Annotated in this window: 14 protein-coding genes; 11 read left to right on the top strand and 3 right to left on the bottom strand. The window is 58.1% G+C overall.

Annotated elements, in window-relative coordinates; all coding sequences use genetic code 11:
- The first annotated feature begins 42 nt into the window (after positions 1 to 42).
- From IB144_RS17460 to IB144_RS17445, 4 genes are all read left to right on the top strand, one after another.
- Entirely contained in the window at positions 43 to 1,272 is a 1,230-nt protein-coding gene (locus tag IB144_RS17460) for a winged helix-turn-helix domain-containing protein (protein WP_004147814.1), read from the top strand.
- 63 nt (positions 1,273 to 1,335) lie between these two features.
- A complete protein-coding gene (ycaR, locus tag IB144_RS17455; protein ID WP_002898177.1) occupies positions 1,336 to 1,518 on the top strand; it encodes a protein YcaR in 183 nt (60 codons plus the stop codon).
- Positions 1,515 to 2,261 (top strand): 3-deoxy-manno-octulosonate cytidylyltransferase, encoded by a 747-nt coding sequence (kdsB, locus tag IB144_RS17450; protein ID WP_012737725.1) that lies wholly within the window; start codon positions 1,515 to 1,517, stop codon positions 2,259 to 2,261. The genes ycaR and kdsB overlap by 4 nt, the downstream gene beginning before the upstream one ends.
- A 136-nt stretch (positions 2,262 to 2,397) precedes the next feature.
- Positions 2,398 to 3,291: a YcbJ family phosphotransferase gene (locus tag IB144_RS17445; RefSeq protein WP_002898182.1), complete on the top strand. Its 894-nt coding sequence runs from the start codon at positions 2,398 to 2,400 to the stop codon at positions 3,289 to 3,291.
- Here the strand turns inward: IB144_RS17445 and elyC are convergent.
- Positions 3,268 to 4,047, bottom strand: coding sequence for an envelope biogenesis factor ElyC (elyC, locus tag IB144_RS17440; RefSeq protein ID WP_004141786.1), 780 nt, complete (start codon positions 4,045 to 4,047; stop codon positions 3,268 to 3,270). The two genes, IB144_RS17445 and elyC, sit on opposite strands and share 24 nt — an antisense overlap.
- Before the next feature lie 121 nt (positions 4,048 to 4,168).
- Here elyC and cmoM point away from each other — a divergent pair, with 121 nt between their 5' ends.
- The 7 genes from cmoM to IB144_RS17405 all read left to right on the top strand — a co-directional run bounded on the left by cmoM (position 4,169) and on the right by IB144_RS17405 (position 14,927).
- On the top strand, positions 4,169 to 4,969 hold the full coding sequence (gene cmoM / locus IB144_RS17435) for a tRNA uridine 5-oxyacetic acid(34) methyltransferase CmoM (protein WP_002898187.1): 801 nt from the start codon (positions 4,169 to 4,171) through the stop codon (positions 4,967 to 4,969).
- On the top strand, positions 4,966 to 6,288 hold the full coding sequence (gene mukF, locus IB144_RS17430; RefSeq protein WP_002898189.1) for a chromosome partition protein MukF: 1,323 nt from the start codon (positions 4,966 to 4,968) through the stop codon (positions 6,286 to 6,288). The genes cmoM and mukF overlap by 4 nt, the downstream gene beginning before the upstream one ends.
- The gene (gene mukE / locus IB144_RS17425) at positions 6,269 to 6,973 is read left to right on the top strand and encodes a chromosome partition protein MukE (RefSeq protein ID WP_004893172.1); all 705 of its coding nucleotides are present in this window, start codon (positions 6,269 to 6,271) and stop codon (positions 6,971 to 6,973) included. Before mukF ends, mukE begins: the two co-directional genes overlap by 20 nt.
- Positions 6,973 to 11,421 (top strand): chromosome partition protein MukB, encoded by a 4,449-nt coding sequence (mukB, locus tag IB144_RS17420; RefSeq protein ID WP_004176682.1) that lies wholly within the window; start codon positions 6,973 to 6,975, stop codon positions 11,419 to 11,421. Before mukE ends, mukB begins: the two co-directional genes overlap by 1 nt.
- A gap of 200 nt (positions 11,422 to 11,621) precedes the next feature.
- Positions 11,622 to 13,412, top strand: coding sequence for a L,D-transpeptidase (ldtD, locus tag IB144_RS17415; protein WP_004211429.1), 1,791 nt, complete (start codon positions 11,622 to 11,624; stop codon positions 13,410 to 13,412).
- A gap of 302 nt (positions 13,413 to 13,714) precedes the next feature.
- Positions 13,715 to 14,266 carry a YcbK family protein gene (locus tag IB144_RS17410; RefSeq protein WP_002898198.1) on the top strand — a complete coding sequence of 184 codons (552 nt, stop codon included), beginning with the start codon at positions 13,715 to 13,717 and terminating at the stop codon, positions 14,264 to 14,266.
- A gap of 13 nt (positions 14,267 to 14,279) precedes the next feature.
- On the top strand, positions 14,280 to 14,927 hold the full coding sequence (locus IB144_RS17405; protein ID WP_002898200.1) for an MBL fold metallo-hydrolase: 648 nt from the start codon (positions 14,280 to 14,282) through the stop codon (positions 14,925 to 14,927).
- A gap of 68 nt (positions 14,928 to 14,995) precedes the next feature.
- Here IB144_RS17405 and IB144_RS17400 read toward each other — a convergent pair whose 3' ends face one another.
- Together IB144_RS17400 and ompK35 are read right to left on the bottom strand one after the other, a co-directional pair.
- Positions 14,996 to 16,186, bottom strand: a complete 1,191-nt coding sequence (locus tag IB144_RS17400) for an amino acid aminotransferase (RefSeq protein ID WP_002898202.1) — start codon at positions 16,184 to 16,186, stop codon at positions 14,996 to 14,998.
- Between the two features lie 187 nt (positions 16,187 to 16,373).
- Positions 16,374 to 17,453 (bottom strand): porin OmpK35, encoded by a 1,080-nt coding sequence (ompK35, locus tag IB144_RS17395; RefSeq protein WP_004141771.1) that lies wholly within the window; start codon positions 17,451 to 17,453, stop codon positions 16,374 to 16,376.
- Between the last annotated feature and the right edge of the window lie 246 nt (positions 17,454 to 17,699).

The raw sequence follows: 17,699 nt of genomic DNA, 5'->3' as shown, positions 1-17,699 counted from the left end.
CTTTGCTCGCCGCTGTGCTGGAATTCCTGACGGAGAACCTGCATGTCGGTATTGCAACTATCGCTTAACGAGGCGCGCCACCTCCATCTCGCGGCGCAGGGGTTGTTAAAGAAGCCCCGACGTCGCGCTCGCCCGAAAGACATTCTTTCCACCATCCAGCAGATGTCGCTGCTGCAAATCGATACCATCAACGTGGTGGCCCGCAGCCCCTACCTGGTGCTGTTCAGCCGTCTTGGCAGCTATCCGCAGCACTGGCTGGATGAGTCGCTGCGCAACGGCGAGCTAATGGAATACTGGGCGCATGAAGCCTGCTTTCTGCCGCGCAGCGATTTCGCCCTGGTGCGCCATCGCATGTTGAATCCCGACAATATGGGCTGGAAATACCATCGCGCATGGATGGAGGAGCATGCCGGGAGTATTGCCGAGCTGGTGGCGCATATCGGGCAAAACGGCCCGGTTCGCTCGGCGGATTTTACCCACCCGCGCAAAGGCGCCAGCGGCTGGTGGGAGTGGAAACCGCATAAGCGCCACCTGGAAGGGCTGTTTACCGCCGGCGAAGTGATGGTGGTGGAGCGGCGCAATTTTCACCGCGTGTATGATCTAACCCGGCGGGTGATGCCGGACTGGGACGACGAGCGCGACGCGCTCTCCCGCGAAGACGCAGAGGCCATTATGTTGCGCAATAGCGCCCGTAGTCTCGGCATCTTCCGCGCCCAGTGGCTGGCCGATTACTATCGCTTGCGCCAGCCGGCGCTACCGGGTCTGCTGGCGGCCTGGCAGGAAGAGGGGCTGGTGGTGCCAGTTAACGTGGAAGCACTCGGCGAGATGTGGCTGCATCACGAGGCGCTGGCGCAGCTGGAGACCGCGCCCGGCGGTAAGCTGACCGCCAGCCATAGCGCCGTGCTCTCGCCCTTCGACCCGGTGGTCTGGGATCGGAAACGCGCTGAGCAGCTGTTCAACTTCAGCTATCGCCTGGAGTGTTATACCCCGGCGCCGAAGCGTCAGTATGGCTACTTCGTACTGCCTCTGCTGCACCAGGGAAAACTGGTCGGGCGGATGGACAGTAAAATACATCGCAAAAGCCGGGAGCTGGAGATCTTCGCTCTGTGGCTGGAGGAGGGGGTGAAGATCACCCGTGGTCTGGAGCAGGGGCTGCGCCGGGCGATTAACGACTTCGCACGCTGGCAATCGGCAGAGCGGATCCTTTGCCGACGCCTGCCGGAAGGGCTGTTTGTCGGCCAGGAGCAGGGGTGGGAAATCGACGCCGATTGATCCCGGCGCCTGCCTTCCTGTGATATGCTGCTGAGAAATCTATCCGGTCCATCAGGAGGAAACATGGATCACCGTTTACTTGAAATCATCGCCTGCCCGGTCTGTAACGGCAAGCTGTATTACAGTCAGGATAAGCAAGAACTTATTTGCAAACTTGATAGCCTGGCGTTTCCGCTGCGCGACGGTATCCCGGTGCTGCTGGAGACAGAGGCGCGTCCGCTGGCGCTAGAAGAGAGTCACTCATGAGTTTCGTGGTCATTATTCCTGCGCGTTTCGCCTCCACGCGCCTGCCGGGAAAACCACTGCAGGACATTAATGGTAAGCCGATGATTGTCCATGTGCTGGAGCGCGCTCGCGAATCCGGCGCGGATCGCATTATTGTCGCCACCGATCACGAAGATGTCGCCCGGGCGGTTGAAGCCGCCGGCGGCGAGGTCTGTATGACCCGCGCCGACCATCAGTCCGGCACCGAACGGCTGGCGGAAGTGGTGGAAAAGTGTGCGTTCAGCGATGACACCATTATCGTCAATATTCAGGGCGATGAGCCGATGATCCCCCCGGCGATTGTCCGCCAGGTGGCGGAGAATCTGGCTGCCAGCAGCAGCGGAATGGCGACCCTGGCGGTACCGATCCATGATGCGGAAGAGGCGTTTAACCCGAATGCGGTCAAAGTGGTGATGGATGCCGAGGGTTACGCGCTCTATTTCTCCCGCGCGACTATTCCCTGGGATCGCGATCGCTTTGCCCAATCCCGCGAGACCATCGGTGACTCCCTGCTGCGTCACATCGGCATCTATGGCTATCGCGCCGGCTTTATCCGCCGCTATGTCAGCTGGGCGCCGAGCCCGCTGGAGCAGATTGAAATGCTCGAGCAGCTGCGAGTGCTGTGGTATGGCGAGAAAATCCATGTCGCCGTGGCGGCGGAAGTGCCCGGCACCGGCGTGGATACCCCGGAAGATCTGGAGCGCGTCCGCGCTGAGCTGCGTTAGTCCTCTGTCCCCTCCTTGCTGGAGGGGATATCCCGTCGGTTTTTCGCTTTTTTTACCCCTTTTTGATCTTATCCGATGACAAGCCAGGTGCGGGCGCTCATTATGAAACCAGTAGTGTTCATAGGGGTAATCGACAATGGAACAGTTGCGAACCGAACTCAGTCATCTTCTTGGCGAAAAGCTAAGCCGGGTGGAGTGTGTCAGTGAACAAGCCGCTACGGCGCTGTGGTTCCTGTACGATGCGCAGGGAAACCCGATGCCGCTGCTGGCGCGAAGTTTCACCACGCCCGGCGTGGCGCGGCAGCTGGCATGGAAGATCTCGACCCTGGCGCGTAATGGTACGGTGCGTATGCCGGTGGTTTATGGCGTCATGACGCACGAAGAACATCCCGGACCAGATGTGCTGCTGCTTGAGCGCCTGCGCGGCGTACCGGTGGAGGCGCCGACGCGCACCCCGGCGCGCTGGGAGCAACTGCAGGAGCAAATCGTCGAGGCGCTGCTGGCGTGGCATCGGCAGGACAGTGGCGGCTGCGTGGGAATGGTCGACAATACCCAGGAAAACCTGTGGCCGAACTGGTACCGCCAGCGGGTAGAGATATTGTGGAGCACCCTGAACCTGTATCAGGACACCGGTCTCACCATGCAGGATAAGCGCCTTTTGTTCCGCTCCCGCGAGTGCCTTCCGGAGCTATTCCGCGATTTCAATGATAATGCTGTGCTGGTGCATGGCAACTTCACTCTGCGCAGCATGCTAAAAGATCCGCGCAGCGATCAGCTGCTGGCGATGGTGGGGCCGGGGATGATGCTGTGGGCGCCACGCGAGTATGAACTGTTCCGCCTTGCTGAAGGCGGCCAGGCGGAACAGCTGCTGTGGCGCTACCTGCAGCAGGCGCCAGTTTCCGAGGCCTTTGTCTGGCGGCGCTGGCTTTATCTGCTGTGGGATGAGGTGGATAGTCTGGTCAACACCGGGCGCTTTGATCGCGCCCGTTTTGACCTCGCTGCAAAATCACTCCTGCCCTGGCTCGCCTGAGCTGCCTTTCAGCCATTGCCAGACGCGACCAAGGGTTTCATAGCCGACCCGGTCGCTGTGCATCAGCCATACTGGAGAAGGAATGGCCCGCTCCCACGGATTGAGCGGCGAGGTCACCGCCAGCTGATTGGCCGGCGCGGGAAGCGGATCCAGGCCGGCATGGCGAAAGAATATCATCGCCCGCGGAAGGTGTGACGCCGAGGTGACCAGCAGGAAGGGCGCGTCGCCGATGGCGCGCTTCACCGCCAGCGCTTCCTCTTCTGTATCTTTCGGCCGATCGAGCACAATGATATCGCTGCGAGGTACGCCAAGGCTCTCCGCCACTCTCGCCCCGGCTTCCGCCGTGCTGACGGGGTTCGTTTTCGCCGCCGCGCCGGTAAAGATCATTTTCGAACCGGGATTCGCCTGCCACAGGCGGATGCCCTCCGTCAGGCGCGGCAGGCTGTTATTGATAAGATTAGAGCTTGGCGCCCACTCCGGATTCCAGGTATAGCCGCCGCCCAGCACCACCACGTAGTTCACCGGCTGCTCGCCGCGCCAGGTGGGGTAGGTATCTTCAATCGGTTTCAGCAGGCTGTCGGCCACGGGCTGCAGGCTCAGCAGCGTCAGCAGCAGCCAGCCGAGGCTCACGCATAGCTTCCCGGTACGCTGAAAGCGGCTGAACCATAACAGCGCGATCCCGATACCGATCAGCAACAGTAAGGCGGGTAGCGGCAACAGCAGGCCGCCGACGATCTTTTTTAGCGTGAAAAGCATGCCAGATGGTTCCTTTTTTAACCATATAACCAAAGTTATGTTCGGATCTTATAACAGATCGCTTCATTCTCGGCGCGGGTATGACAAAATAGCGGTTTTGTGTTGGCTTGTGGAGTCACTCGTGCAGGATCGCAATTTCGATGACATTGCTGAAAAGTTTTCGCGCAATATTTACGGCACCACAAAAGGCCAGTTGCGTCAGGCGATCCTCTGGCAGGATCTGGAACCGCTGTTGGCGCAGCTGGGGCCGGGACCGCTGAGGGTGCTGGATGCCGGCGGCGGCGAAGGGCAAACGGCCATCAAAGTCGCGCAACTGGGCCATCACGTGACGCTCTGCGATCTCTCCGCTGAGATGGTGGCTCGCGCCCGCCAGGCGGCCGCCGATAAAGGTGTGATCGACAACATGCATTTTGTACAATGCGCGGCTCAGGATATTGCGCAGCATTTGGAAAGCCCGGTCGATCTGGTACTGTTTCATGCGGTGCTGGAGTGGGTGGCGGAGCCCCAGGAAATACTGCATACCCTGTGGTCGACGCTGCGTGCTGGCGGTGGACTGTCATTGATGTTCTACAATGCTAACGGCCTGTTGATGCACAATATGGTTGCCGGTAATTTTGATTACGTTCAACTGGGCATGCCAAAAAAGAAAAAACGCACGCTGTCGCCGGATTATCCGCGTGAACCACAGCAGGTTTATCACTGGCTGGAAGAGATTGGCTGGCAGATCGTCAGCAAAACCGGCGTGCGGGTGTTTCATGATTATCTGCGTGAAAAACGCCAACAGCATGACAGCTATGCGGCGCTGCTGGCGCTGGAGACGCGCTACTGTCGTCAGGAGCCGTATCTCAGCCTGGGCCGTTATATTCATGTCACCGCGCTTAAGAGCCAGGCTCATAGCCGCAGATGCAAGGATAAAGTATGAGTGAATTTTCCCAGACAGTCCCCGAACTGGTTGCCTGGGCCAGAAAAAATGATTTTTCAATCTCGCTACCGGTCGACAGACTCTCTTTCCTGCTGGCGATCGCCACTCTGAATGGTGAACGACTGGAAGGGGAAATGAGCGAGGGTGAACTGGTGGATGCGTTCCGCCACGTCAGTGATGCGTTTGAGCAGACCAGCGAAACCATCAGCCAGCGCGCCAATAACGCGATCAACGATTTGGTGCGCCAGCGTCTGCTGAACCGCTTTACCAGCGAAATTACCGAAGGCAATGCGATCTATCGCCTGACGCCGTTGGGGATTGGGATCACCGATTATTATATCCGTCAGCGCGAATTCTCGACGCTGCGTCTCTCGATGCAGCTGTCGATCGTCGCCGGCGAGCTGAAGCGCGCGGCGGACGCCGCGGAAGAGGGCGGTGATGAATTCCACTGGCATCGCAACGTTTTTGCGCCGCTGAAGTATTCCGTAGCGGAAATTTTCGACAGCATCGACCTGACGCAGCGCATTATGGATGAGCAGCAGCAGCTGGTGAAAGACGATATCGCGCAGTTGTTGAATAAAGACTGGCGCGCGGCGATTTCCAGCTGTGAACTGCTGCTGTCGGAAACCTCCGGCACCCTGCGCGAACTGCAGGATACGCTGGATGCGGCAGGGGATAAGCTGCAGGCGAACCTGCTGCGCATTCAGGACTCGACCATGGCGCGCGACGATCTCCATTTTGTCGATCGGCTGGTGTTCGATCTGCAAAGCAAGCTCGACCGCATCGTCAGCTGGGGTCAGCAGGCGATTGACCTGTGGATCGGCTACGACCGCCATGTGCACAAGTTTATCCGTACCGCTATCGATATGGATAAGAACCGCGTCTTCGCCCAGCGTCTGCGCCAGTCGGTACAGACCTATTTTGATGAACCGTGGGCGCTAACTTACGCCAACGCCGACCGCCTGCTGGATATGCGCGATGAAGAGATGGCCCTGCGCGATGAAGAGGTCACCGGCGAGCTGCCGGCGGACCTCGAATTTGAAGAGTTTAACGAAATTCGCGAGCAGCTGGCGGCGCTGATCGAAGCGCAGCTGGCGGTCTATAAAGAGAAAGGAATACCGCTGGATCTCGGCCTGGTGGCGCGGGAGTTCCTGGCGCAGTATCCGCGCGGGCGTCACTTCGACGTGGCGCGGATCGTCGTGGATCAGGCGGTACAGCTGGGCGTCGCCCAGGCAGATTTCACCGGACTGCCGGCAAAATGGCAGCCGATTAATGATTACGGAGCCAAGGTACAGGCGCATGTCATTGACAAATATTGAACAAGTGATGCCGGTTAAGCTGGCGCAGGCGTTGGCCAATCCGTTATTTCCGGCGCTGGACAGCGCCCTGCGCGCGGGCCGTCATATCGGTCTCGACGAGCTGGATAATCACGCATTTTTGATGGATTTTCAGGATTACCTGGAAGAGTTTTACGCTCGCTATAACGTCGAGCTGATCCGCGCGCCGGAGGGATTCTTCTACCTGCGCCCGCGGTCCACCACGCTGATTTCGCGCTCGGTACTGTCCGAGCTGGATATGATGGTGGGCAAAATTCTTTGCTATCTCTATCTCAGCCCGGAGCGCCTGGCGAACGAAGGGATTTTTACCCAGCAGGAGCTCTATGACGAGCTGCTGACCCTGGCCGATGAATCCAGGCTGCTGAAGCTGGTGAACAACCGTTCCACCGGTTCGGATCTGGACCGCCAGAAGCTGCAGGAAAAAATGCGGGCCTCGCTTAACCGCTTACGCCGTCTGGGGATGGTGTGGTTTATGGGCCACGATAGCAGCAAGTTTCGCATTACCGAATCGGTATTCCGCTTTGGCGCCGATGTGCGCGCCGGCGACGACCCGCGCGAAGCGCAGCGCCGTCTGATCCGCGACGGGGAAGCGATGGCCCTGGAAAATCACCTGCAGCTCAATGATGAGAATGAAGAACACCAGCCGGATAGCGGGGAGGAAGAGTAATGATTGAACGCGGTAAGTTTCGCTCGCTAACGCTGGTTAACTGGAACGGCTTCTTTGCCCGGACCTTTGATCTTGATGAACTGGTGACCACCCTCTCCGGGGGGAACGGCGCGGGTAAGTCCACGACCATGGCGGCCTTCGTCACGGCGCTGATCCCGGATTTAACCCTGCTGCACTTCCGTAACACCACCGAAGCGGGGGCCACCAGCGGCTCACGCGATAAAGGCCTGCACGGTAAGCTGCGCGCCGGGGTGTGTTACTCGGTACTCGATGTGATCAACTCCCGCCACCAGCGCGTGGTGGTCGGCGTGCGCCTGCAGCAGGTCGCCGGGCGCGATCGTAAAGTCGATATTAAACCTTTCGCCATTCAGGGACTGCCGACCTCTATCCTGCCGACCCAGCTGTTGACCGAAACGCTGAACGATCGCCAGGCGCGCGTCGTGAGCCTCAACGAGCTGAAAGATAAACTCGAGGCGATGGAAGGGGTCCAGTTTAAACAGTTCAACTCGATCACCGAATATCACTCGCTAATGTTCGATCTGGGCGTGGTGGCGCGTCGCCTGCGTTCCGCCTCCGATCGTAGCAAGTACTACCGCCTGATTGAGGCCTCGCTGTACGGCGGGATCTCCAGCACCATTACCCGCTCGCTGCGCGACTACCTGCTGCCGGAAAACAGCGGCGTGCGTAAAGCGTTCCAGGATATGGAAGCGGCGCTGCGGGAAAACCGCATGACGCTGGAAGCCATTCGCGTTACCCAGTCCGACCGCGATCTGTTTAAACACCTGATCAGCGAAGCCACCAACTACGTGGCGGCGGACTATATGCGTCACGCCAACGAGAGGCGCATTCACCTGGATAAGGCGCTGGAGTATCGCCGCGATCTCTTCACCTCGCGTTCGCAGCTGGCGGCTGAGCAGTATAAGCACGTCGACATGGCGCGCGAACTGCAGGAGCATAACGGCGCGGAGGGCGATCTGGAAGCCGATTACCAGGCCGCCAGCGATCACCTGAACCTGGTGCAGACTGCGCTGCGTCAGCAGGAAAAAATCGAGCGCTACGAAGCGGATCTCGACGAGCTGCAGATCCGTCTGGAAGAGCAGAATGAAGTGGTGGCGGAAGCCGTCGATCGTCAGGAAGAGAACGAAGCCCGCGCTGAGGCCGCCGAGCTGGAAGTGGATGAGCTGAAAAGCCAGCTCGCCGACTATCAGCAGGCGCTCGATGTGCAGCAGACCCGCGCCATTCAGTATAACCAGGCGCTGCAGGCGCTGGAGCGCGCGAAGGCGCTGTGCCATCTGCCGGATCTGACCCCGGAGAGCGCCGACGAGTGGCTGGAAACCTTCCAGGCGAAAGAGCAGGAAGCGACGGAGAAAATGCTGTCGCTGGAACAGAAAATGAGCGTGGCGCAAACCGCGCACAGCCAGTTTGAACAGGCTTACCAGTTGGTGGCGGCGATTAACGGCCCGCTGGCGCGCAATGAAGCCTGGGACGTGGCGCGCGAATTGCTGCGCGACGGCGTGAACCAGCGCCACCAGGCCGAGCAGGCGCAGGGGCTGCGCAGCCGCCTCAACGAGCTTGAACAGCGCCTGCGAGAGCAGCAGGACGCTGAGCGTCAGCTGGCCGAGTTCTGCAAACGCCAGGGTAAACGCTACGATATCGACGATCTGGAAACGCTGCATCAGGAGCTGGAAGCGCGCATCGCGTCGCTGGCCGACAGCGTCTCCAATGCTCAGGAGCAGCGCATGGCGCTGCGTCAGGAGCTGGAGCAACTGCAGTCGCGTACCCAGACGCTGATGCGCCGGGCGCCGGTCTGGCTGGCGGCGCAGAACAGCCTTAACCAGCTGTGCGAGCAAAGCGGCGAGCAGTTTGCGTCCGGCCAGGAGGTCACCGAATACCTGCAGCAGCTGCTGGAGCGTGAACGAGAGGCTATCGTTGAACGTGACGAGGTCGGCGCCCGCAAGCGCGCCATCGACGAAGAAATCGAGCGTCTCAGCCAGCCGGGCGGTTCGGAAGATCCGCGCCTCAACGCCCTGGCGGAACGGTTCGGCGGCGTTCTGCTGTCCGAGATCTACGATGATGTTAGCCTGGACGATGCGCCGTACTTCTCCGCGCTGTACGGTCCGTCGCGCCATGCGATCGTGGTACCGGATCTGTCGCGGGTAGCCGAGCAGCTTGAGGGACTGGAAGATTGCCCGGAAGACCTGTATCTGATCGAAGGCGATCCGCAATCCTTTGACGACAGCGTATTCAGCGTCGACGAGCTGGAAAAAGCGGTGGTGGTGAAGATTGCCGATCGCCAGTGGCGTTATTCGCGCTTCCCGTCGCTGCCGCTGTTTGGCCGCGCGGCACGTGAAAACCGCATTGAAACCCTGCATGCCGAGCGTGAATCGCTGTCAGAACGTTTTGCGACCCTGTCGTTCGATGTGCAGAAAACCCAGCGCCTGCACCAGGCCTTCAGCCGCTTTATCGGCAGCCATCTGGCGGTGGCTTTCGAGGACGATCCGGAAGAAGAGATCCGCAAACTCAACAGCCGCCGCGGCGAGCTGGAGCGTGCGCTGAGCGCCCATGAAAGCGATAACCAACAGAACCGTGTGCAGTACGAGCAGGCGAAAGAGGGCGTGTCGGCGCTCAACCGCCTGCTGCCGCGCCTGAACCTGCTGGCGGATGATACGCTGGCCGACCGCGTGGACGAGATCCAGGAACGTCTGGACGAAGCGCAGGAGGCCGCGCGCTTTATTCAGCAGCACGGTAACCAGCTGGCGAAGCTGGAGCCTATTGTTTCGGTGCTGCAGAGCGATCCGGAGCAGTTTGAGCAGCTGAAAGAAGATTACGCCTATGCCCAGCAAACCCAGCGCGATGCGCGTCAGCAGGCTTTTGCCCTGGCGGAAGTTGTGCAGCGCAGGGCCCACTTCAGCTACTCCGATTCGGCGGAAATGCTCAGCGGCAACAGCGATCTCAACGAGAAGCTGCGCCAGCGTCTGGAGCAGGCGGAGTCCGAACGCAGCCGCGCGCGCGACGCGATGCGTGCCCATGCGGCGCAGCTTAGTCAGTACAATCAGGTGCTGGCCTCGCTGAAGAGCTCGTATGACACCAAGAAAGAGCTGCTCAACGATCTGTATAAAGAGTTGCAGGACATTGGCGTGCGCGCCGACGCCGGCGCGGAAGAGCGTGCTCGCGCGCGTCGCGATGAGCTGCACATGCAGCTGAGCAATAACCGCTCCCGACGCAATCAGCTGGAGAAAGCGTTGACCTTCTGCGAAGCGGAAATGGACAACCTGACCCGTAAACTGCGCAAGCTGGAGCGCGATTACTGCGAAATGCGCGAGCAGGTGGTGACCGCCAAGGCGGGCTGGTGCGCGGTGATGCGTCTGGTGAAAGATAACGGCGTCGAACGTCGTCTGCATCGCCGCGAGCTGGCCTATCTCTCCGCCGATGAGCTGCGCTCAATGTCGGATAAGGCGCTGGGGGCGCTGCGTCTGGCGGTCGCCGATAACGAACACCTGCGTGACGTGCTGCGTATCTCGGAAGATCCGAAACGTCCGGAGCGCAAAATTCAGTTCTTCGTTGCCGTGTACCAGCATCTGCGGGAGCGTATTCGTCAGGATATTATTCGCACCGATGATCCGGTGGAAGCGATCGAGCAGATGGAGATCGAGCTCAGCCGCCTGACCGAAGAGCTGACCAACCGTGAACAGAAGCTGGCGATCAGTTCCCGCAGCGTGGCCAACATTATTCGCAAAACCATTCAGCGCGAGCAGAACCGTATCCGGATGCTCAACCAGGGTCTGCAGAGTGTCTCCTTCGGCCAGGTCAACAGCGTGCGTCTGAACGTCAATGTGCGTGAGACCCACTCGATGCTGCTCGACGTGCTCTCCGAGCAGCATGAGCAGCACCAGGATCTGTTTAACAGCAATCGTCTGACCTTCTCTGAGGCGCTGGCCAAGCTCTATCAGCGTCTCAACCCACAGATCGACATGGGGCAGCGTACGCCGCAAACCATCGGTGAAGAGCTGCTCGACTACCGCAACTATCTGGAGATGGAAGTGGAAGTTAACCGCGGCTCCGACGGCTGGCTGCGCGCGGAGTCCGGCGCGCTGTCTACCGGGGAAGCTATCGGTACCGGGATGTCGATTCTGGTGATGGTGGTGCAGAGTTGGGAAGATGAATCCCGTCGCCTGCGCGGCAAGGATATCTCGCCTTGCCGTCTGCTGTTCCTCGATGAAGCGGCGCGTCTCGACGCCCGCTCCATCGCCACCCTGTTCGAGCTGTGCGAACGTCTGGAGATGCAGCTGATTATCGCAGCGCCGGAGAACATCAGTCCGGAAAAAGGCACTACCTATAAACTGGTGCGTAAGGTGTTCAATAATCACGAACATGTGCACGTCGTGGGGCTGCGCGGGTTTGCTGCGCCGCTGCCGGAAGCGCTGCCGGGAACGGCCGACGCCTCGTGACGATGCAGCTCACTACTGGCGGGTAAGCGCTGAAAAGGGCAACGTTAAGTTGCCCTTTTTGCTATCCAGCTTGCTATGCCAGGGTGGTATAATCTTTAAGCTTCTTTACATTAGGTAAGGCAAAAGCCTTTTCGTCTTTATATACTGTGTTAAAGCCCACGAATTTGTGGGCGGCAATGTGTGACAACAGGGGGCAAGGGATGTTGCTTAAGAAACGGTATGGTCGTCCATTGTCAGCGCTCAGTCTGAGCCTGGCAATGGCATTTGCTCCGCTGTTCAATGTCCAGGCCGCAGAGCCTGAAGTCGTACCAGGTGATAGCTCCGCTACGCCTGGAGAGCTTTCCGTCGCGCTGTCGCAAAGCGACGGGCAATCGCCGGCGGTCGCAAAGCTGGCCGGTGAGCAGCCGCTGTCGATGGAAGCCGCGGCGAACAGTCGCGCCCAGATCGAAGCGCTATTGCCGGCTGGCTACAAACCCGTCTTTATGAATCCGCTGGTCTCGCTATACGCCGCCAGGGATATGAAACCGATGTGGGAAAACCGCGAGGCGGTGCAGGCGTTCCAGCAGCAGCTGGCGGAGATCGCCATCGCCGGTTTTCAGCCGCAGTTTACCACCTGGGTCAGTCTGCTGACCGATCCTGCCGTCAGCGGCATGGCGCGCGATGTGGTGTTGTCTGATGCCATGATGGGCTATCTGCACTTTATCAGCGGCATCCCCACCCAGGGGACCCGCTGGTTATATAGCTCGACACCGTACAAGATGGCGACCCCGCCGCTGTCGGTGATTAACCAGTGGCAGCTGGCGCTGGATAATGGCTCCCTGCCGGCGTTTATCGCCGGCCTGGCGCCGCGTCATCCGCAGTATGAGGCCATGCACCAGTCGCTGCTGGCGCTGGTGGCTGATTCACGTCCATGGCCGCAGATGACCGGCAGCGGCTCGCTGCGCCCGGGAGAATGGAGCAATGATATCGGCGCGCTGCGCGAGATCCTCCAGCGTACTGGGATGCTGGAAAATTCCGCCAATATCGTTCTGCCCGGCGACGTGGTGAGTCCTTCGGCGAAGAAAAAGAGCAAGCCCGCGGCGCGCGGTGTGTACGATCGCCAGCTGGTGGAGGGCGTTAAGCGCTTTCAGGCCATGCAGGGGCTGGGGGCGGATGGGGTCATCGGCCAATCCACCCGTGACTGGCTCAATGTCTCATCGGCGCAGCGCGCTGGCGTGCTGGCGCTGAACATTCAGCGTCTACGTCTGCTGCCAGGCAAACTATCGACCGGTATCATGGTGAATATTCCCGCGTTTTCGCTGGTCTATTACCAGGACGGCAGTCAGGTGCTGGCCTCGCGGGTGATCGTCGGACGTCCGGACCGCAAGACGCCGATGATGAGCAGCGCGCTGAACAACGTAGTGGTCAATCCGCCGTGGAACGTACCGCCCACCCTGGCGCGCAAAGATATTCTGCCGAAGGTGCGTAATAATCCTGGCTATCTGGAGCAGCATGGCTACACCGTGATGCGCGGCTGGAACAGTAAAGAGACCATCGATCCTTACCGGGTTGACTGGTCAACCATCACCGAGAACAATTTACCGTTCCGTTTTCAGCAGGCGCCTGGGGCACGTAATTCACTGGGGCGTTACAAGTTTAATATGCCGAGTTCGGATGCTATCTATCTGCACGATACGCCGAACCATAATCTGTTTCAGAAGGATGTCCGTGCGCTCAGTTCCGGCTGCGTCAGGGTGAATAAAGCCTCGGAGCTGGCCAATATGCTGCTGCAGGACGCGGGCTGGAATGACACGCGCATTTCCGACGCCCTGAAGCAGGGGGATACGCGCTATGTCAATATTCGGCAAAATATACCGGTGAATTTATATTACTTAACGGCGTTTGTGGACGCTGATGGACGTACACAATATCGAACAGATATTTACAATTACGATATCACCGCGCGATCCAGCGCACAAATTCTGACGAAAGCGGAACAATTAATCAGGTAAATGAAGTAGTTCAATGGATTTTGTTGTCCTAGCACTGGGTAAAAAAGGGCGCAGCACCTCTGCAGCGCCCGATTTTCCTGGGGTGAGGCTGCCTTGACGTTGGCAATAATGCCCGGTAAGGTGCCTTTCGTGCGCCAGAAGTGCATATACATATCATTCCGCTCAATGCGTAGCGCGGTTAGCGCGAACGTTCTCCTTTGCCGGGCAACATCTCGGTCGTGGCGAGCGATAGCGAGCTGATCCTGGCATCGCGCAAAGCGGAAAAAGTATATAACGATTCATTGACTGTAGACCTGATTATCATGGACAAATTTGACGCTAATCGCCGCAGATTGCTGGCGTTGGGTGGCGCTGCGCTGGGTGCTGCCGCCATTCTCCCTGCGCCGGCATTTGCCACCCTCTCGACCCCCCGTCCGCGTATTTTGACGCTGAATAACCTGCATACCGGTGAATCGCTCAGGGCGGAGTTTTTCGATGGCAGAGGCTATATTCAGGATGAATTAGCAAGACTTAACCATTTTTTCCGTGACTATCGCGCGAATAAAATTAAGTCCATCGATCCAAATCTGTTCGATCATCTTTATCGGTTGCAGGGACTACTTGGCACCAACAAACCTGTCCAGCTTATCTCTGGCTATCGTTCCCTCGATACCAACGATGAGCTTCGCGCACGAAGCCGTGGTGTAGCGAAACACAGCTATCACACCAAGGGGCAGGCGATGGATTTCCATATTGAAGGTATTTCGTTAAGCAATATTCGCAAAGCGGCGTTATCTATGCGCGCAGGTGGTGTAGGATATTACCCACGTAGTAACTTTGTGCATATTGATACCGGTCCCGTAAGGCACTGGTAACGAAAGGAGCGTCATGAACTATCGTATTATTCCGGTTACCGCGTTCGCGCAGAACTGTTCTCTTATCTGGTGCGGGCAAACCCGGCTGGCGGCGCTGGTCGATCCTGGCGGCGATGCTGAACGTATCAAAGCGGTGGTGGCGGAGGCTGGCGTCACGCTGATGCAGATCCTGCTGACGCATGGCCACCTCGATCACGTTGGCGCCGCGGCTGAACTGGCGCAGCATTATGGCGTACCGGTTATTGGTCCGGAAAAAGAGGATGAGTTCTGGCTGGAAGGATTACCGGCGCAAAGCCGGATGTTCGGCCTGGAGGATTGCCAACCGCTGCGTCCGGATCGCTGGCTCAATGAAGGCGATGTGGTCAATGTGGGGAATGTGGCGCTGCAGGTGCTGCACTGCCCGGGCCATACGCCGGGCCATGTGGTCTTTTTTGATGACGCCTCCCGACTGCTGATCTCCGGAGACGTGATTTTCAAAGGCGGGGTGGGACGCAGCGATTTTCCGCGCGGCGACCATGGGCAGCTGATTGCGGCTATCAAGGAAAAGCTGTTGCCGCTGGGCGATGATGTGACCTTTATTCCCGGCCATGGTCCGCTGTCGACGCTGGGTGAGGAACGCCGTAATAACCCGTTTCTGCAGGATGAGATGCCGGTCTGGTAACAGACATGACGCGAACACATAAAAAAGGCCGCATTCGCGGCCTTTTTCTTTATACCGAATACTATCGCTTACAGTACGGCGACGATGGCTTCGCACAGCGGCGCCATATTGTCAGGCGTCATCCCGGCCACGTTGATACGTCCGGAAGCGACCGCATAGATGGCGAACTCTTCACGCAGGCGCAGCACCTGCTCTTTAGTCAGGCCGCTGAATGAGAACATGCCGTTCTGCTGGCTGATAAAGCTGAAGTCGCGGCTCGCGCCTTTCTCCTGCAGGGTATTGACGAACAGCAGACGCATACGCTGGATGCGCTGGCGCATATCGGTCAGTTCCTGCTCCCAGATTGCCCGTAGCGCATCGTTGCTCAGAATGGTGGCGACCACGGAGGCGCCATGCGCAGGCGGGTTGGAGTAGTTGGCGCGGATCACCGACTTCATCTGACTGAAGGCGCGGTCTACAGTCTCCTGATCCGCGGCGACCAGAGTGCAGGCGCCGACGCGCTCGTTGTACAGGCCAAAGTTTTTCGAGTAGGAGCTGGCGACCAGCAGCTCTTTATGTAGAGCAGCAAAAGCGCGTAGCCCTTCAGCATCTTCTTCCAGACCGCGGGCGAAGCCCTGGTAGGCGAAATCGAACAGCGGTAGCCAGCCTTTTTCCACCGACAGCTGCGCCAGTTGCTGCCACTGATCGAGCGTCGGATCGATACCGGTCGGGTTGTGGCAGCAGCCGTGGAACAGTACCACGTCGCCCGCCTGGGCTTCGTTCAGGCTGGCCAGCAGACCATCAAAGTCCAGCGCGTGGTTAGCCGCGTCGTAGTATGCGTATTCGCGCACTTCCAGCCCGGCAGAGGTGAATACGCTTTTATGGTTCGGCCAGCTCGGATTACTTACCCACACACGTTTCACGTCGGTGTTTTTGGCGAGGAAGTCTGCGGCGACACGCAGCGCACCGGTACCGCCCGGTGTCTGCGCGGTGCGGGCGCGTTTATCAGCGATAATCGCATTGCCTTTACCGAACAGCAGCTCCTGGGTGCAGCGACCAAATTCAGGAATACCATCGATGCCCAGATAGTTTTTAGTCGTTTCATTTTCCAGCAGATACTGCTCTGCTTTTTTGACGCTGGTCAGAACGGGCGTTTTACCGGTTTCATCCTTGTAAACACCAATTCCGAGGTTAATTTTTTCAGGGCGGTCATCGGCACGAAACAGATCGGCCAGACCTAAAATCGGGTCGGCTGGGGCGGCGGTAATGTTCTCAAACATGACGAGGTTCCATTGTGATTACTGAAGGGAAATCCGCTATCAGGTTAACGGGAGAATAACGAATTGCCAACCGTTTGCGACAAAAAGCGCGAAGGTTTTCGAAAGAGACGATCTTTGTCTCACGAATACAGAAAAGCAGGACCGAAGTCCTGCTTTGAAGGCATATCACGAAGGGGTGTACTGCAGATTAGAACTGGTAAACGATACCCACGGCCGCCTGGTCGTCAGTGGCGACACCAGCCGCTTTGGTGTAATCGTTGTCGTCCAGCTGGTTGAATTTATACGCAGCGTAGACGTTCATGTTCTTGTTAAAGTAGTACCAGGTACCCACTTCGATGTATTTAACCAGATCCGCATCGCCGCCGGAGAAGCCAGCACGCGACTGCAGGTCCTTGCCTTTGGTCTGTACGTAGCCGATGGACGGACGCAGGCCGAAGTCAAACTGATACTGTACAACTGCTTCAAAGTTCTGAGTTTTACCGGCGAAGTGGTTATCTTCTTCCGGAGTCATGTTGTAAGTCTGGGAGTACATGACGGCCGCATAGATGTTGTTAGCGTCATATTTTGCAGAGGTCGCCCAGGCTTCGGCTTTGTCGCCATTGCCGTCAGCTTTCTGATCGACGCTACGGTTAGAGCTGGAGTAGCCTGCAGACAGTGCGATACCGTTGTCGAACGCGTAGGTGGCTGCGGTGCTGAAGCCGTCGCCATTCTGCTTGCGAATCGCACGGTCATGGTCGTTTTTACCCTGGTACTGCAGCGCGAAGCTCAGACCGTCAACCAGACCGAAGAAGTCGGAGTTACGGTAGGTTGCGACGCCGTTGGTACGACCGGTCATGTAGTTGTCGGTATAGTTCCAGCCGTCACCGCCCCATTCAACCAGCATATCGGTTGCCGCTTCGACGTCGTAGATCGCGCCGTAGTTACGGCCATAGTCGAATGAACCGTATTCGCCCGCTTTCAGGCCCGCGAACGCCAGACGGGTTTTTGTGGTCTGGGAACCTTCAACATTGGACGCGTCCATGTTGTATTCCCACTGGCCGTAGCCGATCAGCTGATCGTTGATCTGAGTTTCGCCTTTCAGGCCGATACGGGCATAGGTGGTATCGTCGCTACTGGTGTCGCCATTGGTGGTCCAGACGTGCTCGCCGACCATTTTTCCATAGAAGTCCAGTTTGTTGCCGTTTTTGTTATAGATTTCTGCAGCGTTGGCTGCACCGGCTACCAGCAGGGCAGGGATCACCACTGCCAGAATATTGCGCTTCATCATTATTTATTACCCTCATTAATATTTTTTATATGAACACGTGCCACTGCCGTCAATAAGTTCTGTCAATAAAAACTTACAGAACCATTGATGAGAGTTTGGTGTCTGAAGGCATCTTTCCATCCGCGACAACGTTTCGCTAGCCGGAAAATGCTACGAATATCTCATATGAGTAACAAAACGAAAAATCATGTAACTAAATGTGTATTTAACGGAACTTTGTGAACTTAATCAAAATTCCGTTCCACC

It is taken from the genome of Klebsiella sp. K4 (assembly GCF_014596785.2).
Taxonomy (GTDB): Bacteria; Pseudomonadota; Gammaproteobacteria; order Enterobacterales; family Enterobacteriaceae; genus Klebsiella; species Klebsiella pneumoniae.
The sequence above is the reverse complement of the archived record's forward strand: the minus strand, read 5'-3'. Positions and strand labels throughout refer to the sequence as shown.